At 40.6% G+C, this 21,746-nt stretch carries 13 protein-coding genes and 6 pseudogenes; 9 read left to right on the top strand and 10 right to left on the bottom strand.

Annotated features, from left to right (window positions below; all coding sequences use genetic code 11):
- The 5 genes from FTU58_RS10380 to FTU58_RS10360 all read right to left on the bottom strand — a co-directional run.
- On the bottom strand, nucleotides 1-216 hold a 216-nt coding region (locus FTU58_RS10380; RefSeq protein WP_179989049.1), incomplete at its 3' end, for a transposase.
- Between the two features lie 236 nt (nucleotides 217-452).
- Entirely contained in the window at nucleotides 453-1,073 is a 621-nt protein-coding gene (locus FTU58_RS10375; RefSeq protein ID WP_154320123.1) for a hypothetical protein, read from the bottom strand.
- Nucleotides 1,074-1,091: 18 nt separating this feature from the next.
- Nucleotides 1,092-8,135, bottom strand: a complete 7,044-nt coding sequence (locus FTU58_RS10370) for a hemagglutinin repeat-containing protein (RefSeq protein WP_179989050.1) — start codon at nucleotides 8,133-8,135, stop codon at nucleotides 1,092-1,094.
- Between the two features lie 86 nt (nucleotides 8,136-8,221).
- Nucleotides 8,222-9,595 carry a ShlB/FhaC/HecB family hemolysin secretion/activation protein gene (locus FTU58_RS10365; RefSeq protein ID WP_373683650.1) on the bottom strand — a complete coding sequence of 458 codons (1,374 nt, stop codon included), beginning with the start codon at nucleotides 9,593-9,595 and terminating at the stop codon, nucleotides 8,222-8,224.
- A 9-nt stretch (nucleotides 9,596-9,604) separates the two neighbouring features.
- Complete coding sequence (locus FTU58_RS10360; RefSeq protein ID WP_180036561.1) at nucleotides 9,605-9,979, bottom strand: hypothetical protein; 375 nt, start codon at nucleotides 9,977-9,979, stop codon at nucleotides 9,605-9,607.
- Between the two features lie 305 nt (nucleotides 9,980-10,284).
- Here FTU58_RS10360 and FTU58_RS10355 point away from each other — a divergent pair, with 305 nt between their 5' ends.
- Nucleotides 10,285-10,623 carry a transposase gene (locus FTU58_RS10355; RefSeq protein WP_154320127.1) on the top strand — a complete coding sequence of 113 codons (339 nt, stop codon included), beginning with the start codon at nucleotides 10,285-10,287 and terminating at the stop codon, nucleotides 10,621-10,623.
- On the opposite strand, the pseudogene FTU58_RS10350 reads toward FTU58_RS10355, so the two are convergent.
- Nucleotides 10,608-10,910: pseudogene (locus FTU58_RS10350) on the bottom strand (transposase); the annotation flags it as partial. The gene FTU58_RS10355 and the pseudogene FTU58_RS10350 sit on opposite strands and share 16 nt — an antisense overlap.
- 335 nt (nucleotides 10,911-11,245) lie before the next feature.
- Here FTU58_RS10350 and FTU58_RS10345 point away from each other — a divergent pair.
- Both FTU58_RS10345 and FTU58_RS14165 read left to right on the top strand, forming a co-directional pair.
- The gene (locus FTU58_RS10345; RefSeq protein WP_094069408.1) at nucleotides 11,246-12,478 is read left to right on the top strand and encodes an ATP-binding protein; all 1,233 of its coding nucleotides are present in this window, start codon (nucleotides 11,246-11,248) and stop codon (nucleotides 12,476-12,478) included.
- A gap of 38 nt (nucleotides 12,479-12,516) precedes the next feature.
- Nucleotides 12,517-12,603: pseudogene (locus FTU58_RS14165) on the top strand (HNH endonuclease); the annotation flags it as partial.
- A 268-nt stretch (nucleotides 12,604-12,871) separates the two neighbouring features.
- On the opposite strand, the pseudogene FTU58_RS10340 reads toward FTU58_RS14165, so the two are convergent.
- A pseudogene (locus tag FTU58_RS10340) lies at nucleotides 12,872-13,699 on the bottom strand (TonB-dependent receptor domain-containing protein); the annotation flags it as partial.
- A 474-nt stretch (nucleotides 13,700-14,173) separates the two neighbouring features.
- On the opposite strand from FTU58_RS10340, the gene FTU58_RS10335 reads away from it, so the two are divergent.
- Together FTU58_RS10335 and FTU58_RS10330 are read left to right on the top strand one after the other, a co-directional pair.
- On the top strand, nucleotides 14,174-15,727 hold the full coding sequence (locus FTU58_RS10335) for an esterase-like activity of phytase family protein (RefSeq protein ID WP_167846514.1): 1,554 nt from the start codon (nucleotides 14,174-14,176) through the stop codon (nucleotides 15,725-15,727).
- A gap of 67 nt (nucleotides 15,728-15,794) precedes the next feature.
- Nucleotides 15,795-16,676 (top strand): hypothetical protein, encoded by an 882-nt coding sequence (locus FTU58_RS10330; RefSeq protein ID WP_179989051.1) that lies wholly within the window; start codon nucleotides 15,795-15,797, stop codon nucleotides 16,674-16,676.
- A 22-nt stretch (nucleotides 16,677-16,698) separates the two neighbouring features.
- Here FTU58_RS10330 and FTU58_RS10325 read toward each other — a convergent pair whose 3' ends face one another.
- A complete protein-coding gene (locus tag FTU58_RS10325) occupies nucleotides 16,699-16,902 on the bottom strand; it encodes a hypothetical protein (RefSeq protein ID WP_094069354.1) in 204 nt (67 codons plus the stop codon).
- A 390-nt stretch (nucleotides 16,903-17,292) separates the two neighbouring features.
- On the opposite strand from FTU58_RS10325, the gene FTU58_RS10320 reads away from it, so the two are divergent.
- From FTU58_RS10320 to FTU58_RS14110, 4 genes and pseudogenes are all read left to right on the top strand, one after another.
- Nucleotides 17,293-17,595, top strand: coding sequence for a type II toxin-antitoxin system HigB family toxin (locus FTU58_RS10320; protein WP_154320130.1), 303 nt, complete (start codon nucleotides 17,293-17,295; stop codon nucleotides 17,593-17,595).
- A gap of 31 nt (nucleotides 17,596-17,626) precedes the next feature.
- On the top strand, nucleotides 17,627-17,998 hold the full coding sequence (locus FTU58_RS10315) for a type II toxin-antitoxin system HigA family antitoxin (protein ID WP_000354814.1): 372 nt from the start codon (nucleotides 17,627-17,629) through the stop codon (nucleotides 17,996-17,998).
- Between the two features lie 25 nt (nucleotides 17,999-18,023).
- Nucleotides 18,024-19,654, top strand: a pseudogene (locus FTU58_RS14115) (DEAD/DEAH box helicase family protein); the annotation flags it as partial.
- Nucleotides 19,655-20,431: a DEAD/DEAH box helicase gene (locus tag FTU58_RS14110; protein ID WP_257219781.1), complete on the top strand. Its 777-nt coding sequence runs from the start codon at nucleotides 19,655-19,657 to the stop codon at nucleotides 20,429-20,431. It begins immediately after the preceding pseudogene.
- A gap of 44 nt (nucleotides 20,432-20,475) precedes the next feature.
- On the opposite strand, the pseudogene FTU58_RS10305 reads toward FTU58_RS14110, so the two are convergent.
- Nucleotides 20,476-21,390, bottom strand: a pseudogene (locus FTU58_RS10305) (type II toxin-antitoxin system HipA family toxin); the annotation flags it as partial.
- Nucleotides 21,387-21,692: pseudogene (locus FTU58_RS14160) on the bottom strand (transcriptional regulator). The pseudogenes FTU58_RS14160 and FTU58_RS10305, both read right to left, overlap by 4 nt.
- Nucleotides 21,693-21,746: the final 54 nt, after the last annotated feature.

The following is a 21,746-nucleotide window of genomic DNA, read 5'->3' as shown; positions in this document are numbered from 1 at the left end:
TTCCGCATACATCTTTTTAAGTCTGGTATTTTCGGCTTCTAGCTCTTTCAGTCGAGCCATTAATGATGTATCCATACCACCATATTTGGCACGCCATTTATAAAAGGTAGCATTACTCATGCCGTGTACACGGCAAAGGGTCGCTACAGGTGTGCCAGATTCTGCCTGTTTCAAGATGGACATGATCTGACTATCAGTAAATTTAGATGTTTTCATGCAGAATCTCCTGCTCGTATCTTAAGAGAAAATTCTACTTTTAGATCCTATTATTTTTAGGGGGGATTACCGTATCTTTCACATTCGTCACAGTACCTTGACCTAAGGTTGCCTTGGTCAGTTGTTCTGTTTCTTGCCCGCTGCTATTGATACCAATGGTCGTTGAACCTTTTGGAGCTGTAGAAGCTTCTTTAGTTCCCTTTTGTGGAATACCAATACTGGTCGATACATTAATTTCAAAAATTAAAATCCTTTAACGTCTTTCCTTTTTCATCCAATAATTTATATACAAAATCAGGTTCAATTTTTAAAAATAACTCAATAACATCATGAATTTTCCAACCATGTATTTCTGGATGATCAATGATTGAAATTAAATGTTCTTTTAAAAATGGAATATATTCTTTGAAGTCCTCATCGATTATTAAACCAAATAAAGAATCTATTCCAAAAGGTTGAGTATTAGCAAGCTCTATTATTTTGACAATATATGGAAACAATTTTTTTCTTGTTAAGGTACCTAGACCATGGTCAGATTTATCAGCCCAATAACGAATAAATGCTCTAAGAACATGTTGCAATGTATCATCATAACCATTTAGCCTATGATCAATAAAACCATTTAATTTATTGTTTTCAAATAATGCAGTTAAAGCATTAAAACCATAATCATCTCCCCAAAATGTCAACAATTTAGCAGCTTGGAATACAATATAGTCATCCGAATTTGTTAATAATTCTCTTAACTGTTCTATACGGCTAACTGAAATATCTTCAGCATCTAAGTCCTCTGCTATATCTGTATAATTGACACTATCAGGAATCTCATTTAATAAGTCTATAATCTTCTGTTCCAACTCTATACTCCTTACAAACTATTTCTTTATGTATTCTGATGGAACACAACCTTTGATTAAGCATTCCCCATCTCTAATAGCATGATTCAAATCTTTATTTGCATCTCTTAATTTATCTCGATTTTTTTTACTAGGATTACGATCATATTTCGCCTGAGCTGCATCGACTTTAGATTGTAATTCCTTTCTAACTTCGGTATGTGTCACAATCTGACTACCAGAAATCTTACCTGCATCAATATCTTCCTGCAATCGCTTCGTATCAATCTTAATTTGCTCACCACCATAATTTTTAGAATCAATAGCTATTGCTGGATCACTTGTTGAAATGTATGGTGTATTCTCAGAATTACCACCTCTAATATGAGATTGAACAGATCCTGTTCCTTCAGGGTTTGCAGCAACCAAATCACCTTTGTCATTTATGTAAGCTTTTGGTTTACCTTTATAATTTTCTGTAGCAGAAAAATCATGATCATTACGAGTAACATAATCAGGAACAGTAGGTTTTACTGATATTTCATCACTATTTTTAGCTTTTCCTTTCCCTGAAATTAGTGTCTCAGCAGCTATACCAACAATAAAAGTAGCACCTAGCTTTGCATTTTGCAGTGATTCCGCATAATTAAGACTTCGTTGAAAATCATCATCGCTTAGTCCAAGCTGTTTCAACTCACTAATTTTTTCAGACCGACTCCAATCATCATATAGACCATCTGAAAGTCCGTAGAGTGATTTTACTAAATGATCTGATACCGCATTTGTAGCATAATCAATATATTCTCCACTAAATTGATTAACTATATATCCTGCTGTTGCTTTTACAGGCCCTCCTAACAACACGCTAGCAGCAAGTTGTATTTTTTCAATGTCAACACCACTATCTACAGAAATTTTTTCTATATTTTTACTAATTTCTGCTGCCGCATGTAAAAATTTAAAACCTAGTAAATCCGTTTCTTTTACAGCAAGAGAACTATCTGTATTTTCAGCTAATATACTAATTAAGGAGTTTGAGTTGACTATTGGTTGCTCTTTAGAGAGCTCAGAATTAAGAATCTGTTCAATGCCACTACCATTCTGACTCAAAATATCTAATTGTTCTTGGACAGCAGATAATTTTTGAATTGCATACCAATAATTATCTGTATCTATAATCTTTTCGACCTCTTTAATTTCAAGACCATTTTTCAATAGCTCCCCTGCAACTTGCTGCCCATATTCCTCTAAACCCTCAAAATCTGCTGGTAAACTATAAAGTTTTGCTTGTATATTATTTAAACTTTGTAAAGCCTTCTCTTTATATTCTCCCTCAGGCATTTGCTTCACAATATTTTCAGCACTTTGACGGAAATTTTCAGGTAATTCCTTCTGCTCTTGAATAATCTCCGCCCGTCCACTCTTACTCAGTAAACGCTGATCAACCGTCACAGAACCATCCAGCATGCCCGTCACTTGGTCACGAGTAATTTCTTGCGTATTATTAATGTCCCGATTGGTGCTGTCTGAGGCATTTGCAACAGTCCCTTGACCCATCGTTGCCTTAGTCAATTGTTCTGTTTCTTGTCCACTGCTGTTAAGGCCAATGGTGGTTGAACCGTTTGGATATTTGGATTTTTCTCCATCTTTGTTGTTCGTGGTTTTGCCTATCGTCGTTGATACATTAAAACCACTGCTACTGTTGTAGTTATGATCTTCTATGTCTTTCAGCGCAAGTTCGCCTGAATAGTTCAGCTTACCGTGATCCGTTAATGTGCCGTCTTCATTCTTCGTCGCATTGGCAATCACACCACCAATACTGGTAATATTTTTAACACCCATCGCATCTAGATCAGCATCGTTCTGCGCATTGCCAATCAGCAGCTTACTAGTGTCATTTACCCATGCACTGTCAATGCTGCCCTTACTTTGGTTATAGCCAGCGCTGATATTGCTGGCTTTACCGTTAGAACCAAAACCTAAGCCAATATTTCCGCCTTTGCTGCTATTACTGCTAGTCTCTGTATCCTGCAAGCTTTCTACATGGATCTGATTTACTTGTAGATTACCTCGGTCAGCGATAGAAACCTCACCGCCCTGAATATTCAGTTTGTCTATTGCACCTTCAGTACGATTCAGCACAACTTCACTATTTACGTGGGTGAGGCTTTCGTTTTGTGATTGGCTGGTTTGCTTGCCTATTGAAGCACTGCCGCCACCGCCATAGGTATAGCTCACACTTTGGCTATTGGTTTTACTATTGCTGTCCTGTTTACTATGCTCGACGCCTGCAGTCACATTGAGGTCTTTGCTGCCATCAAAGGTCGTGGTGCCTGTTGCATTCACTCGGCTGCCTTGGATATTGATGTCTTGGCCTTCTGATTTAAGCTGAAGGTTATTTAAATCTAAGTTGCTACCTTGCCATTGGCTTTGTTCTGTATTCGTGGTCGTCGTAGTTTCAATCCTTTCACCATTGGCACCAATAGTAAAGCCATAGGTTGCACTGCTTGCAGCCGCAGATGCGGCTGCTGCCCCTACAGCAATCTGTGCACTTGCCACATTGGCCGTTGCCATTGCGACATTGGCTTTGCTGTCATCTAAGGCTCCTTTGGTAATTCGACCCGCTGCATAGTCACGTTGTGCTTGGCTATAATCATCTTTAGCTTTAGATAAGGCTTTAGTTGCATCTGCAACAGCTTCTACCGCTAAGATTGCATCTAAATAGGCATTGCGAATGCCGACTTCTGTACTGATGGTTTCAGTATGAGTCTTTTCTTCTGTGGTGGTTTTATTTTCATAACCGCCTATGTTAAGATTTCCTCGACCATGATCAATGATCGTATCACCTGTCGCTGTGATATTTTGGCCGAGGATATCTACACCTTCTGCACCTTGAATTGTTAAATTTTCAGTATTGATATTGCCTGACTTATGCGTTGTGGCTGTAGTTTTAACGGTATTCTCTGCGTCTTCAAGTACAAAGCCGCCCACTCGAATGCTGTCTTTATTCAGCTTAACCCCAAGACCTTGTACCGTTTCTTTGCTGTTTGACGTAACAGTTTTGTGTTGTTCTTCTGCTGCATCGAGCGTGACTTTTTTGCCCGCTAAGACCGTGTTCTGTGCATCAATGTTGCTACTGGTCAGTGTCGTTTGACCTGCTGAACCCACATAGACATTATTGGCACCAAGATCGGTCCCTGTTTGTGTTCTTTGCTCAGTCCGTGTGCTCGATGATTCTCCGATCGTGATCTTCGGTGCTTTTAATCCCGGAGCTAAAGCCTCAATACCCGCTAAGCCAACAGCAGTCACTTTCATTAAGTCTTTGGCAATGCCACGATAACCTTTTTGGGTTTCATCCCATTGCTGATCATTGGTTTCTAATGTCGTCAGACTGACATTTTCGGGCAGGGCATTACCATCTTTGGATTTTAAACTGCCATCCGCTTGGCGTTCGAATTGTTTATTGCCAATATAAATATTGTCTTGAGCTTGTATATCATTGGCTTGCAGCTCGATATTTTTACCGGCATTGATATCAACATTTTTGCCAGCTTTGAGCTGTGTTTGTGCAACATCTTCGTCGATATATCCTGATTGACGGTTTTTAAATTGAATTGTATTTTTCTTGGCTGTTTCCGTGCTCTTTATATCAGTATCAATATCTGACAAAAGTTTTACATTGCCTTGGTTTGCCGTAATTTGAATGCTGTCTTTCGCACCAGCTTGCAGGTGCGTGGCTTGAATATCTCCTGTTTGGCTATTGATCAGGATATTGCCACCCGATTGGATGTCGGTTGCAATCGATTGACTGGTCGAAGATTGGATTTTTTTATCTGTTGTAGAGAAGCCACCTTTTTCTTGGGCTGCAAGCTGAGAACTGCGTTCATCTCGTCCATTTTCGATCAAGACATTTTGTCCAGCATCAATCACTACATTGCCCGACGTACTGTTCAAGGTGCTGGCTTTAATCTGAGTATTGGCACCACTTTGCAGGGAAATATTTCCTTTCGCCTGAATCTGCGTCCCTACATCTCGACTCGAAGCATTCAGAATCTGATCCTTGTCACCTGCTGAGCTTAAATCACTGCGACTGACATTCACCGTAGAAAGATTCAGGTCTTGTCCCGCTTGGATCGCAATGCTACCTTGGCTTTGTAGATCTGATGCAGTCAGATTGATATTATTCTTGGCATTGGCAACCAGCTGACCATCCGCATCTTGTACATACAGCCCAGCAACACGGCCAATGTTTTCAGCGCTAAATTCACTTAAACCGTGCTTATTTTCAGTTTTAATCGTCGTGGTGATGTTGTTAATGTCTCGGCCCGCATCAAGGGCAAGGATTTGATTGGCGGTCATTGTCCCACCAATATTATTGATATCGGTGTGTGCTGTCGCAAAGACATCTCGACCTTGTATTAAGCCACCCACGTTATTAATGTTATTGGCTTCAAGACTCACCAATTGGCGTCCAGCAATACTGCCTTGGTTGTTTAAATCCCCACTCAGTTTTAAATTGACCGTCTCGCCTGCAATCAAGGCACCTTTGTTGTTTAAGTCCCCCGACTGTACCGCAACATACACTTTCGGTACCAAGACTTGGATTTTTTCGCCATCAACGGTAATGGTTTCTGTCACCAGCCACACCATATCACTGGTCAATCGAGCAATCTGTGCTTCTGAGAGCTTCACTCCAACACTTAAATTAAGATCTTTGGCAGCACTTACCCCAGAATCCATCAAGGCTTTGAATTGATCCTCGAAGTTCGTATAACCATCTAAATAAACTTGACCCGTCAGTTGTGCAATTTGGTCATTGACCAGTTTTTGCTCGTAATAACCATCCCCTAAACGTTTTTGCATATTTTGTGGGTTGGTCGCGAACATTTGCAGCATGTAATCACTGCCTAACCAATTTTTATAATTGGTAAAGGCATCGCTGCTTTCAATCAAAGGGCGGTTATTATTTTCTTTATTAACGCTGTATAAGGATTGCAGCGGTAAGCTGAGTTCTGAGGTATCACCATTTAATGTGCCTTGGTGAGCACCATCATATTTCACCACATCAAGTTTTATTGGCGTTACGATATCAGCTGGATTATAGGGTTTAACACTGTTCCACTTACTTCGTTTACTTGTACCTAATGTATTCCAACCTACATAGTGATACTGTGATGTCCCCGTTTTAATCACACGATGCTCACCCTCAGCATCAATATTATTCACTTCATTTTGTTCAATATTAATGCCTTTCGTCGCTAGAATTTGGCTCTTGTCATTGGTCAGGCTTTGGCCTTTTAGCGTCAGTGTGCCACCTGAAATAATCTCCGCTGGTGCACTGGAATCCACATAGTGTTGGGTTTCGTACTGGTTGTAGATATATCGGGTATAGTCTTCATATTTTTGACCATCCAGATAAATGCTGTCATAACTGCCACGACCTGTAATATGCGATGAATCAAGAATTTCAGCGCTTCCAGCACCTTGATAAGCGGTCACATCTTTGCGGGTTTCTGGTATTTCTTTGACACTTGAACTGAAATGCAAATTTCGGTTGGTCAAAATATCCACGCCTAAGTACATATCACCCACGGATTGAATACGTGCACTGGCATTGTCTAATAATGCGGCAGAGCCTTCTGCCATATGGTTTGCATTGAGTTGTCCACCAACAGTCAGCGCACCTTCGCTGGCAATTAAGGCTTGTTCTCGGTTTTCAATTTTTCCGCCTGCAATATCTAAGCGTTGACGTGCCGCAATCGTGCCTGCTTTGACATCGCCATTGGTTTGCTGTTCTGCATTGAGAAGATGCGCGGCTTGCAGGGCAATATGGTCACCATAGATTTGACCTGTACCCACGTTTTGGATGCCTTGACTGGCATCAATACGAGTTAAACCTTGGCTATTAATGAGGCCGGTATTGTTGACGTTTTCAGCCTGAATGCGTTGATCGCCTAGACTTAATATCTTGCCATTATTGTTTAAATCTTTTGCTTGAAGATTTAAACTCGCTGGGGTGCTATCGACTTTATTTTCTGCAACTACTGCACCGCTATTTTGCAGCTCGCCATTGGCACTGATTTTAATATGCCCGGCTGAAGCAAACACTTGCCCTGCATTGTTAATCCCAACCCCTTGTTCGGTACTGATTAAACTGATTTTGCCCGCATACATTCCGCCTAAGTGACTGGTATCAATGGCAAACTGTGGCACAGTGCCTGCCAACCCCGAAGCCGCCTGTATCGCACCAGCCTGCGGATTAACTTCAATATCATTTTGTCCAGCAACCACCGTCAATTCTTTAGCCCAAATCCCCGCATTGATCTGTGCAGCACGGCTGAGTAACTGGGTATAGTCGGCTTTACTGGCATCCAAGCCCTGACCTGTGATGTTAATCACCCCGTCACGGACTTGATAACCTGTCACTTGTCCATTTTGAATATTCGGATTGGCGGTACTTAAAGTCACCCCACCTGCATTGATAAAACCGCCACCATCGACATTAATCCCAGCTTGGTTGGCAATGATCACATCTGCTTTACGTCCACCGACCTCTACATAGCCATTTAAGTGACTTGGATTGCTGCCGTTCACCTGATTAACAATGACTTTGGCTTCACCGCCTGCAAGCCACGGATTGGCTTGGATATAACCCCCAAGCTGCGTTTGAGTATTTTGGCGGCTGTTATTTAAAATGACACCGTTCTGATTCACATCAAATTGCTGGTAGTGATTCACCGATACCCCAGCTTTGCTTGGGGTTTGAATATTCACCTGCGTTGTGCCATTGGCACTGTTCAATATCGTTGGACGCTGATTGCCTGCCGCATTCGAGTCTGCAACAACATTGCTGTGCGATACACCAATAGATGCATTGATCAGGGCAGTGCCTGTAATCAGCATCAATGAAAATGAAAGAACTTTTAAAGCTAAACTTTTTTCAGAAGCAACGACTGGTGTTTCAAGATCAACCGCTTTATTATTCTGTGTTGAGGCTTGTCCTGCAGCTGCGACATTTTCTGCAACAGCAATCATTTCACCACGGGTTTGACTAAAAATCGTTTTATAGCAGTTCTTATTCATTTTTCAATTACCAATGTGTCTTTATTTGGGAGATTTTTTCGCTTTAATACTACGAGCTCATTTTTTAGTTTGTACTTTTCTTTAGATCAGAATGAATAACTGGCACTAAAACCATAATTCAAATCATAATTTTGGAAATATTCAGGCTTCTTGATTGGTTTACCGATAAATATATCGTAGTAAAAAGTGCCACCCACCTTAAATTGACCACGTAGCCCCATCGCACCACCCACAAGGGTTTTACCTAAAAGCCATTGGGCAGATTGACCATCAACATGCCCAGCATCCAAGGCCATATAGAATTGATGTGCGGGAAAAATAGACATGGCTAAATCATTGCGCCAGTAGAAGCCACGGTCTGCTGCTAGGGTTAGGTCACCATCAAAACCGCGTACTGTATACCTTCCACCAATGGAAAGCCGGTCTTGGATGGTCAGCGGGGTGTCATTGTATTGCGCTCTAAAGGCACTTGAGTAGCTATATTGCTGGTTCTCAAATTGGAACGGAACATTCAGATTGGCATCTAGCGTCCAGATCTTCATCCGTGATGTACCTTCGTTCAGCGCTTCCTCAACTGCTGGTAATGAATCGAATGCACCTGTGCCTCGCTTATACCCTAGACTCAAATCCAGCACTGCAAATTGAATATATTCACGATGATCAAGGTTTAACTGCCAACCCGCAACATCTCTGCGCTGTATGGTCAGTTCGGCATCATCAATATAGCTTTTAGATTCTCGATGCCAGCCTTTCAAGGTCGCTGAGGTTTTACGCTTGGCATCCCGATAAAGCAATCGGGTCAAGCCTAAGTCTTGAGTCTGACTTTCTCCATTATAGTTATAGACATTATTGGTGCCTGCAACAGCTTGGTCATAATTGTATCGACTCGCATTGGCGCTGATCAGCCAGTTTTTATAAGGGACTGAATAATGAAGGGCATAGTTATGGGTTCCGCTCTTCACAGTGGTTCCATTTTGATCCGTAATCTCTTGCTGATCTGCTAAGTTACGGCCCATGGTGACGTAAAATAAGTCACTTCTAAATAAAGGGTTATCGACTGAAACGGTGATGTTACCTTGGTATTTACCGGTTTGACGACTACCGGCATCATCAGCACTTAAGGTCACGCGAATTGGAATTTTTCGCTGTTTCCATTTGACGATAACATCACTTTGATTGGGCGCATCTGCAGGAATAATTTGAATATCAGCTTCCGCTGTAGGCAGTCTTTTTAAGTTTTCTAAGCCTTGCTCTAAGTCACGTAAATTGAGAATATCGCCACTCTTCATTGGAAAGATATTTTTGGCATATTGAATTCGGCCTGCTCGGGTATTTTCCTCATCACTTAAATCGAGTTTGATTTCTCGAACTAATCCCGGAATGACGGTGAGTTTTAATACGCCTGTACTTAAGTTTTGAGGTGCAGCCAATATTCGTGTCGTAGTAAAGCCTCGGCCAATGATGATGTTCTACGTTTGCGTCATCAACAGATTAATTCGCTGCTCACCCATGCATAAACCTGGAGTAAAACTTAAATCTTTTAACGCTTGTTGCACATATTGATCAAAATGCTTACTCATTTCGCCATCAAGTTCAACTGTCTTGATTTCAAAACAATTCTGATCTTCAAGGTCGGTAAGTTGTACAGCTTCTTTTTTTTGGATGACATCTAAATTAACATCACGTTCTGGTTGTATAATTTTTTCTAGTTCTGCTTGGCGCTGCTGGTTTCGAATCAAACCATCTATCGCTGGATCAAATGTTTCTGCAAATGCAAAAGGAGTAACAACAAAACCACCCAAAGTAAGCAAAATACTTTTTAATACTATATTTTTTTTGAACATAAATTTATTGCATGTTAAATTTTGCGCAGAAATTAACAAATAATGACCAAATATTCAATGGTATTTTATTTTTCAATTTCTCCCATTAGATTGTACCCCTCAATAGACACTTAACTTTCATTCTGCAGGACACCTTCACTTGCCACATGTGTCGTTGATAGCCAATCTGACCATTGTTCTTGATATAACTGTACCATATGAGCACTTGGCTGTTTTTTCGTAAGCGTCCGCTGAACACACCTTATGAATTCATCCTATAAGCCTTAATTTAGTCCCCACTTAAAAACAAGTGGGGACTTAAATTTATGACGACAAATAATCAGACATCCATCGCATCTCTAGCGAAAAAACGAAGAACATACAGTGCTGAATTTAAACAGCAGATCGTTCAGGCTTGTAAAGCACCTGACGTTTCAATTGCTTCGGTCGCTTTGCAACATGGATTGAATGCAAATCTTGTATCCAAATGGATTCGCTTATTTGATGGTAAACCAAAGAATGATCGCTCACCACCACCGAATAAACCTGCATTTATTGCCTTATCCTGCTCTGCACCATTAGATCCTATTTCTACTAATATGTTAACGGTTCAAATTGCTTTACCTCACTCAAAAGCAGAAATTGGCTTTGTGATACGGGTCTGATTTTTCTTGATAAGCTGTGGCTCAAATTTACCCTCACGATCTCTAGGGGTATCTAGTTCAAACTCACCATCATCAGTCAGTAGACGCTTCGTTGTGTAACCATTGCGAGCATTTTTACCTGTTCGTGGACTATTCTTTTCGTAACCTAAATGGTCGGTGAGTTCCGCATTAAGGGCAGTTTCAACAGTCAATTTCTTTAAAGCCCGACTAAAATTATTGAGATCGAGTTCGGTTTTTAGGTTCTTGGCTAACTCTTTAGCGAGTGCCAACATTGCTTCATCTTTCATGGTAAACACCTTTTGTTTGACCCCAACAACGTTGGGGGAGTTTAAGCGTTTACATAGTTTTATTTACAGTCTCAACAAATCCGAAAACAAGGCATCACCATTGCTCATCTAAGGAGTAGACCCAGATACGATATTAGGCATATTTAGGTTTTTTGTCGTGTACAGAGTCAAAAAAGATAGAATCTGGATTTTTATTACATTTACTATCCGTATACTTCAACAGCAGCTTTGAATGTTTCACTTAACCTTAAACTTTTTTTAAAATTAAATATATTTACATATACGTTCTAAAATTTGATATAATTTATTAAAACTTTAGATTCCAAGTGTAAATAATGAGAAGCGCTAATATTCGACGTGATGGCTACTTAAAATTTCTGAATACATGGCAAGACCGTGATGTCATTAAAGTACTTTCAGGTGTGCGTCGCTCTGGAAAATCCACCTTATTGGCAATGTTTCAACAAATCCTAAAAGCACAGGGTGTACAAGCCGAAAACATCATTGCCATCAACTTCGAATTTATGGAATTTGAAGAACTCACCGATTACCGTAAACTACATGATTATGTATTGTCCAAAGTTGATAAAAGTAAAAAAAACTATGTTTTCTTAGATGAAATACAACATGTTACAAATTTTGAGAAAGTAGTCGACTCTTTATATGTTCGGGATTATATCGATTTATATATTACAGGCTCAAATGCATTCTTTCTAAGTGGAGAACTTGCGACTTTACTTACAGGACGCTATATCGAGCAACATGTTCTACCTCTGTCATTCCAAGAATTTAAACAGTGGCATATTGAAAATAATCCGATCATCCAACAATTATCAAATCGTGATTTGTATGCCATGTATACGCGCAGTAGTTTCCCTTATACGCTTGCCATGACTAGCCAGCAGGAAACTTATGATTACTTGCAAGCAGTCTATGCCAGTGTAATGTTTAAAGATGTTATTCCCCGTTTGAATACTGCCGATATTAACTCTCTCGAGCGTGTCGCAAGATATTTGGCAAGCGTGACAGGCTCACCTATTTCCATCAATAAAATTAAAAATACCTTTGTTTCAAGTGGGGTTAAAATTTCATTTGAAACAGTAAAACGCTATATTCAGGGCTTACAGGACAGTTTGTTATTTTATAGTGCCGCACAATTTAAAGTACGCGGGCGTGAGTTATTACAATCCTCTGAAAAATACTATTTAGTTGATGTCGGATTGCGCCGGATTATGTTGCCTGATGCTAATGCTGATCAAGGTCATATCTTAGAAAATGTGATTTATCTTGAGCTTGTCAGACGAGGTTATACGGTCTATGTAGGGCGGGTTGATGAATATGAAATTGATTTTGTTGCTGTCGATACTTTACAGAATTTAACTTATTATCAGGTGGCATTAGAAACGCTCAATGAGGAGACACTCAGCCGAGAGTTACGTCCATTACAGAAAATTTCTGATTCGTATCCCAAGTATTTGCTTACCTTAGACACGATAGGGACTGAAGCGAATTATAATGGTATTGTAAAAATGAGTGCTCTCGATTGGTTGCTATCTGAAAATAAGTAAAGTTGAGGGTAGACATGGATACACTTATTTATTAATTAAAACTCAAAGACTTTTCAGCATTAACCAAGAGTGTGATCAAGCATAATTTCTGCTCCATTTGTGATGGATTGATTTACCTCGACTCGATTTCTATCTGATTAAGATGTATGGTCCGCTTGCATCATGTGAGGACAGGAAAAGGCGAAACGGCTACTTTTTGCATGTGATTAGATAGTTACGGCTGTTATAATCCGTTACTTAACGGGGGATTAATATGTTTAAAAATTTATTACTGAGTTTATTTGTGGCTGTTCCACGGCTTTGTTGCATAAAGATTTTGTAAGCTTCTGATTTAAATAGGTTTGTATGAATTTCAACCTAAAAATTAATGAACAAAATCAGTTGGTTATGTATTTATGCAACAAAGCCTATGTTAGAATATTTTTTTATCGATAGTCCAACATTAAAATTTCGTCTATCTGCGGGCTCAAAGAAACGATTATTACTATCATTGACAATCACGGAACCCACATAGTTTCGATCTAATAAATTATCTAGTCGTGCATAAGTATTTACTTTCCAGTCTTTATTGACCCACAAATAGCCAACATTTGCCGCAACGACCGTATAACTTGGTGCAGTATCAGAGTTGATATCATCGACATAAATCTTGTCCATATAACGTGCTTCTAAGCCTGCCTGAAATCCCTGCTCAGGTTGCCATGCCAAGCCTACAAAAGCTTGATTCTTGGCAATACCTGGAATATATGTTCCTTTTTGTATCAGCGGTTTGGTTGTGGTCGCTGGAATATCAGCATCAAAAGTCGCATCTAAATAACTATAACTGGTTCGAATATTGAGTGCTTGCCAGAGCTGTTTTTGCCACGATAACTCTAAGCCTTCACGTAAGGTTTTTTCTGCATTACGAAATGTGCTTCGCCCGCCATTGGCATCGTCAGGCACAATGTCATTTTTAGTTTCAGTATGAAATACAGCAAAAGTAAATAACCCTAAGGTATTCTGCGATTTTAAGCCAAGTTCTACGGTATCACTGGTCGCAGGTTTTAAATTAAAGTTAATGCCTGAAGTCCCTACTGTAAGATAGGCCATCTCGGTAAAGGTTGGTGTTTCGAAGCCTTTGCCATAGCTAGCATAAGTATAAAGCTCAGGTAATATATCCCAGCCTAAAGCGACAGTTGGAAGTAACTTTTGATAATCTGTTGAACCACTGTCATCACCATTGCCTGTGGTTTAGTCATGGTGCTGAAGCTATTTCTGATGTCTTAATTCTATTACCTGCAACACAGTACATTTAAGTTGATGATGCTACTAGCAATGTTTTAACTATTGGAAAATATTACAGTAATTTAAATTATTTGGGGGAATTTTCAATAAACATAAATTTCGACACGTCACATTGTGTCGTTAGTAAGTAGGATGATTCAATCACTTCAAACTTAGCATTGGTATAACCCTGCCCTATGAGACAGCTTCATAATAAGGCTGCTTATATCTAGAATACTGTGGCAGTTTAAAGTTTTATTTTAATTTTACCTCAAACCACATTTGATAAATAATGAAGAAAACCTAGATATAACCCCCACAAACTACTGATATTTTTAATTTGCTAAAATTTTACATTGATCATATTTCATTCATGTAATTGTCATTTTTGCTTCTTATGATGAAGCTTTTTAAACATGATGCTTCAAAAAAATGAAAAAAAAACCACTAACCTTAGCTTTATTAGCTTCGACAATTTTATTAACCGCATGTACTGATGATGGGGACAATGGTCAAAATGGATTGAATAGTTTGATTCAACAGACGCCTTTAGTACTTGGAAATGATGATTGCTGGAGTGCTGGAACACGTATTGAAAGTGGTTTGGATAAAAATCAAAATGGTGAGTTGGATGCGAATGAAATCCAGCAAAGCTCCATCCAGTGTGGTCCAAACTTATTTGCCCAAGGGGTTGCATTGCCTTACCAAAACTTAACAAGCTTTAAGGCGAATGGAACAACTATTGCGAGTGCATTTACACTTCGACAGGGTGGCTTTGGCTCTGATGTTGCTGCCCATCCTACGAACAATAAACAATTTTACGCAATCACAGATCGTGGCCCAAATGCTGACTATAATGATGGCGTGAATGGTGCTGGTAAGATTTTTCCAATGCCAGACTATATACCTAAAATTGGGTTGTTTGAGGTACAAGATGATGGCTCAATCAAACTCATCAAAACGATTTTATTAAAAGATCGTGATGGAAATAATATTAGTGGATTACCGAATACTGCTGCACTAGGTGGTACAGGCGAAACACCTTACGATATTCATGGCAAGGTCATCGCTAAAGATCCATCAAAGCCTTATGACCCAATAACGAACCCTATCAAACTTGATGATTACGGTCTCGATTCTGAAGGTTTGGCAGCATTGAATGATGGTACATTCTGGGTGAGTGATGAATATGGTCCTCACATTGTGCACTATGATGCCAATGGAAAAGAAATTGGTCGTATTAATCCTTTTGTAAATGATGTGCGCAATACCTTCACTTTACCGCAAGAATTTAGTTATCGTCGTGCCAACCGTGGTATGGAAGGTTTAACTATTACACCTGACCAAAAAACATTGGTTGGGATTATGCAATCGACAATGGACTTACCGACTAAAGCTGTTAATAAATCAACCTTAACACGTATTGTGACGATCAATCTTGAAACAGGAAAAGTTGCTCAGTATCTCTATCGTCAAGAAATTGATGCTAACTCAAACTCAGCTATTATTGCGATTAATGATCATGAGTTTTTAGTACTGGAACGTGATGGCAAATTCCTTAAAGACGATCCGAATATCATGAAACATGTTTATCGTATTGATCTGAAGGATGCTACCAATTTGGAGGATATCGCAACTCAGGGCGATCTAGTGCAAGATCCTAAACTTGGTTTAACGATTGCAGGTAAAACCCTCGAGCAATATTTCATCAATAACGATAAAAAATGGGAAGCATTACAAGCACTAAATATTCAGCCAGTAAGTAAAACATTGGTATTGGATATGGGTAAACGTGTAAGTTATGCGCATGACAAAATGGAAGGTCTATGGTTGATTAACCGACAAACTCTTGGCATTGTGAATGATGATGACATGGGTCTTTGGACAACCAATGGTTTAGAGCAAAAGTATTTGGATAATGTGGGCATGCGTGTCGATACACCTACCTTATATATTGCCGATAAGTTAAATCTTTTCAACCCATAACAATGAATGAAGCCCAAAAGCTAAAACTTTTGGGCTTTTTAAATTCAACTTTTGTCTAGAGAGAAAAATGAGAATAACTCAATCGGCTTTGATAACTTTCTTGGCAATTACAGTGCTACCATCGCTGAGCTATGCATCTCCCAAAGCCACATCTCGCGAATACAAAGTACTATTAGATCCCATAAATTTTAATTATGGAAATGAAGCAAGCAGCATAAATAGCTATTTTTCAGCGGTGAAAAATGCGATTGAAAATAAAATCAGTCGTGACGTAACTGGTGCTATGATCTTTGATACACAAAGAGAAATCCGCTTTTACGATACTCAAGGAAGCTGTACTTTAAAAAATATGGGATACAGCTTCAGAGAGCGTAATGAAAATGGTACAAAAGAAGTAACTTTAAAGTATCGTGGATATGACCATTATATTGCTGACTTCAAAGATTTGACTAGCAATGTATCAGGCGCAAAAACTAAGCTAGAAGATGACATTACTCGTAAAGATAACTTGAGTTTCCTTGTAGTTGCAAGCAAGTCAACAACCGTACCAACCTCGCGAACCATTAACGATTTTGAGGATATCAATATTCTATTTACTGGCTTCAAAAATGACTATAATTTTAATAATAGTCTAGCCCTGAATCAAGTTGGTGGTCTAACTATCTATGAACGAAAATATAGTGGTGCAACGATTGATTTAGGTGAATTCGATGCAGATTTAGAGTTAAGTTTATGGTATACCCTATTGCCTTACGGTAGTCTAAAACCTGTTTTAGCAGAAATTTCGTTTAAATATTCAGATCCCAATGCGAATTTCACAAGAAAAGTAGTTGATCGTGCTGCTTTAAGCTTCAGTGCTTTAAAAGGTTTAACCCAATATAATGCACCAACTTCGACAGCAACAAAGACTCAGTTTGTGTACCAATATCAATCAAATTTCTGCAATTAGCCTTCATACACATCTAGAAAATTTAACCTGATAGAAACAATAAAAAATGGGTAACTGTCAGATCAGGTTTGAGATACAAGTTATCCTTCTCTGCCCCAATTTCAAGCCCAATATTTAAAGCTTGGGCTGTTCTAAACACATTAATCACACAGCCTAAACCGAGTGAATAAATCGGCTGTCTTAATAGAACAACAACAGCACCTAGAATATGCTCAACTTCAGCCACAGTTTCAGGCTCGTATAGGTATTTTCCGTTCGCTTCTACGTGATTGTCAGTTTAGGACGCAAACTGGGGCTCATCCCGCCTGCACGTCCAACGCACAGCTTGGGGTATGAAGAATCACTCTATTGGTTCAGAGTATTGGCCTTCTTCGATGGCAAACGCAGCCGCATGTCGAAAAGGCCCATCAGGCGAAAATAGCAAGCCCCCCATTTGATCACTTACCGTGGCAGTTGGGACAATGGGGCAACACTTGATATGCCGAGCTTAAGAGGGTGAATAAGAGGGATGTGAACCGCCCCAAGGAATGGGGCAATTGGGGATGCGGTAACAACTCCTAACCGCATCAAGAATACCAAACTTGCAAAAGTCCCAAATTGGGACTAATATCTATTTATGAGAATTATCGCACTATCAACCTTAAAAACATTTTGGGAAGACAGCTCAGAATACATTGACGCTAAAGAGCCAACGTTAGCTTGGTATAGGCATGCATTAAACGCTGATTGGGGAGCACCGGCGGATGTGAAACAGGACTTTAGAAATGCCAGCATCCTCAAAGATGGGCGTGTCGTGTTTAACATTGCCGGTAATAAATACCGGTTAGTTGCTTGGATCAATTATGCGTACAAAGTGGTTTACATACGGTTTATCGGCAGCCATGCGCAATACGATAAAATTGATGTACAAACGATTTGAAGCCAAAAGGTAGTAACAAGAGGTAAATATAATGGACATCAGACCTATTAAAACAGATGCCGACTACCGCGCGGCATTAAACGACATCGAAAACCTAATGATGGCGGAGCCTGATACCGTCGAAGGCGAAAAGCTGGACATTTTGGTTACGTTAGTCGAGGCCTACGAAGCAAAGCATTTTCCAATGGATTTGCCAGACCCTGTTGAGGCAATAAAGTTTGAGATGGAGCGCAAAGGCTTAACCGTTAAAGATCTTGAACCCATGATAGGTAAAAGCAATCGTGTTTATGAAATCCTAAACCATAAGCGATCACTCACGCTAAAAATGATTTGGAAACTTCATGAAGGGTTAGGTATTCCAGCAGAGTCGCTGATCAAGCCACCGCAAGTTCGCGCTTTATAGTGCTGCGAATCAAAATTAGTTTGTTATGAATGACGCTCGCTACCCAAACATTTCTGCTATTGATAACAGGCTAGCTGAGCTTGAAAATGAAAAGCAGCAGCTTCTCGCATTAAGAGAGGCTTTGCGTAGCGCTCAAATCGAGCGTTCAGTACAGACATTCACGCCAGAACAAAAGGTCGCCTTATTCAGACAACGATTTCGTGGAAGAGAGGATATCTTTGCCAATCGTTGGCAAAATCAACAGGGGCGCAGTGGCTATTCCGTAGCCTGTGATAATGAGTGGGTAAGCGGGCTATGCAACAAACCCCGCATTAAATGCCAAGACTGTTCACACCGAAAGTTTAGCGAATTAAACGAGCACATTATTTACAGGCACCTTGCCGGTCATCAAGTGGTAGGTCTGTATCCACTACTTAAAGATAATTCGTGCTATTTGTTGGCAGCCGATTTTGACAAAGGCTGTTGGCAAGAAGAAGTCAAAGCAATGTCTAAAGTGTGCCAAGCGTTTGATATTCCGCACGCGATAGAAATCTCGCGTTCTGGCAACGGGGCTCACTTATGGATATTTTTTGAAACCAATATCCCAGCGAACCATGCTCGGGCACTGGGTTTCGCTTTGCTTGATAAAGCCATGGAAATATTTCCAAATCTATCGTTTGACTCCTATGACAGGCTCTTTCCTAACCAAGATGTACTTCCTGAAGGCGGGTTTGGCAATCTCATTGCGTTACCACTTCAAAAGGAGGCTCGCCTTTCAGGTCGTAGTTGCTTTGTTGACAGTGACCTGAATGCCATCGATGATCAATGGCGGTACCTTGCTGAGCTTAAAACGCTCACTCAGTCGAGTATTGACCAACTCATAACAACTATTTCACCCAACACCCTATTACTGTCCGAGCAAGGGCTAACAGACAACCGCCCTCCTTGGGAAATCACAGCCAAAGCCGCACCAATAAAATTAGAGTCTTTGCCGAAAAACGTGACCATTACCTTGGCCAACCATATCTACTTTTTGATGAGCGAGTTACCTGGGCCATTACTGGCCGGACTAAAGCGATTAGCTAGTTTTTCTAATCCTGTGTTTTTTAAAACACAAGCGTTGCGCTTTTCAACCCATGGCATTCCGAGGTTTATTTCCTGTGCTCGTATTGAAAACGGTTATCTAGCACTACCGCGAGGCTGCCTCGATGATGCGATTGCTTTGCTACAAGAGCAAAACATTTCGCCACTATTTGACGATAAGCGTGAAATTGGTAAACCATTATTAAAGCTTACCCCTGAGTTCACTTTGCGAAAGAACCAGCGTGACGCAGTGGCCGCAATATCTAAACATGACTTCGGTATTTTGCATGCGCCAACTGCATTTGGAAAAACGGTTACTGCCATTGCTATGATCGTAAAACGCAAAGTAAATACCCTCATACTGGTTCATAGCCGACAACTGCTCGACAATGGCAAGAGCGCTTACGCACGTTCCTACCCGAAGTAACCATTGGCAGTATAGGCGGAGGTAAAAGAAAGCCGAGTGGCATTATCGACATAGCCACCTACCAAAGTTTGGTTAATAAAAAAGACAATTCCATCACTCCTCTCATTCAAGACTACGGCCATATTATTGTTGACGAATGCCACCACCTATCTGCACCAAGGTTTGAAATGGTACTCAACGAGGTAAGAGCAAAATATGTATTGGGCCTTACAGCAACACCAGAGCGACAAGATGGTCATCAAAAGATCATTTTTATGGCGGCAGGGCCTATTCGCTACAAAGTGAAACAAAGCCCTGATGAGCAATTTACTCAAACCGTGATGATTCATCAGCTCTACGATGTACCAGCAGCAGAGCTTATAAAAACAGATGAGCGCCCCAAAATAAGCGATGCCTACCGCTGGCTCGTCAATAATGAGCAGCGCACTTCAAAAATCGTCTCAGACGCCTACGAGTGTGTTCAAAATGGCGGACACCCGTTAGTCCTTACAGAGCGTAGAGAGCACGCAGAATCCATACACTCACGACTTACCGAAATGGGTATAAGCACTGTCGTACTTAAAGGCGCCATGAAAGCTGCGGAACGCAAGAACGCTGACAATCATCTGCAATCGGCTCAAGTCGTCGTCGCAACAGGAAAATATGTAGGCGAAGGGTTTGACCTACCAAGACTGGATACGTTGTTTTTGGCCATGCCCATCTCATGGAAAGGAACATTGGCTCAATATGCCGGTCGTATTCATCGTGAATCGGAAGGCAAAACACAAGTCACTATTCACGACTATGTGGACTGCACTCTCCCTATGCTGCAACGCATGTTTAAAAAACGCGAGAAAAGCTACAAGGCTATGAGGTACGCCCTTGAGTACATTGATGACAACAGTAACAAGCAACCTTCATTGAAATTAGAAAACATCCCTTCACCAAATACCAAGCCAAAATAAACAGCAGCACTTCATTAAACACTTCCCCATGCCTTTACCCCCATACGCCAAAACTGAGCTAAATCAGCTGTGGTTTGTGCTCCACAATTGGAAATAAATTCAGCAATCTCTAAGTAGCTGGCACCTTGAGATTGTTCACCATCATAGTATTGAAGCTGTGTCATGGCCGACGAAAAATGCAGCCGCTTGTCACCGTCGCGGTCAAACCGTTTTGTTAAGAAGGTATGGTGCTGTGACGAAAATTGCCTCATCTCACTTGGAAACATGTCAACACCTGCCGCTAACGCCAATTCATAACAGACCATCTCCCACGCGCCCACATCATGGGTATCGTTTAAATTGGGAAACTTAGCAATCCACAAGTGGTCTTGTTCATCTGTGACACAAGCTTTGGGCCTTGCACCACCTAATGATGAGCCTGGAGAAATCAGCATTTTCAACCAGCGGTAATACTCGTCACTGTCGATGTTATCGTCTTTTTCAATCTGCATTGCTGCATGCTCTAGCTCTCGCAAAGAAGCCATTGGCGGCGCAGCAAATTCAGAATTGTCGTCCAAAAAAGCATTCGAGCCTGTTCGCTTAAATCGAATACCACCCATCCGGTAAGAGTCATTTACGCCCAGCAGGTAATCCAATTCGTTTAATCGACTTGTTGCTCGAATGCCTTTGCGCGCCTCAATCGCCGCACGCCGCTGCATTAAAATACGCCCCCATCTATCAGGCGATGAATCAAGAAATGCGCGGAAGCTTTTATCGACTTCATCGTTTTAGAGTACACCGGAGTGGAGGGTCAGGATGGGATCAATTTGCAAGCGATAGGCTGAGGTTAAAAATGCTTTATCGTAGGCAAAACTAAACACGCCACCTCGGCTTGAATCGCTGTAAGAAAGCAGCCCTATTAGCAAAGGTGCTTCAATTGGCTGCCAGTCGGCATAGACTTCAACGATTTCACGGCTCATCTTGAACCTTCCAGCAATTTTATGTTTTGCAGCTTGATACCCACTTCATCATGGGCGGCCATTTCTGCAAAGTTGCTTTCCATGCCAAGAACGGCCATCACCTTTAAGTAAGTGCCTATGGCAACGCCCGGATCACCGGCTAAGACTTAATTCACGGTTTTATGATCAAAACCAGTACGTTCACACAGTAGCTTTTTGGTAAAACCACGTCTTTTCATCGCCAACAGCAAGTCTTCACCAAACTGCGTCAGGATTTTACGCTGCTTTGGAAACAATATATTGTGTAAGTCACGCTTAGCCATATCACCAACCAAAGGGACTATATTCCCACTTTACTCAATATAATTGGATTTATA

It is taken from the genome of Acinetobacter sp. YH12120, assembly GCF_013418795.1.
GTDB classification, from domain to species: Bacteria; Pseudomonadota; Gammaproteobacteria; order Pseudomonadales; family Moraxellaceae; genus Acinetobacter; species Acinetobacter towneri.
This window is presented reverse-complemented; position numbering and strand designations above follow the sequence as displayed.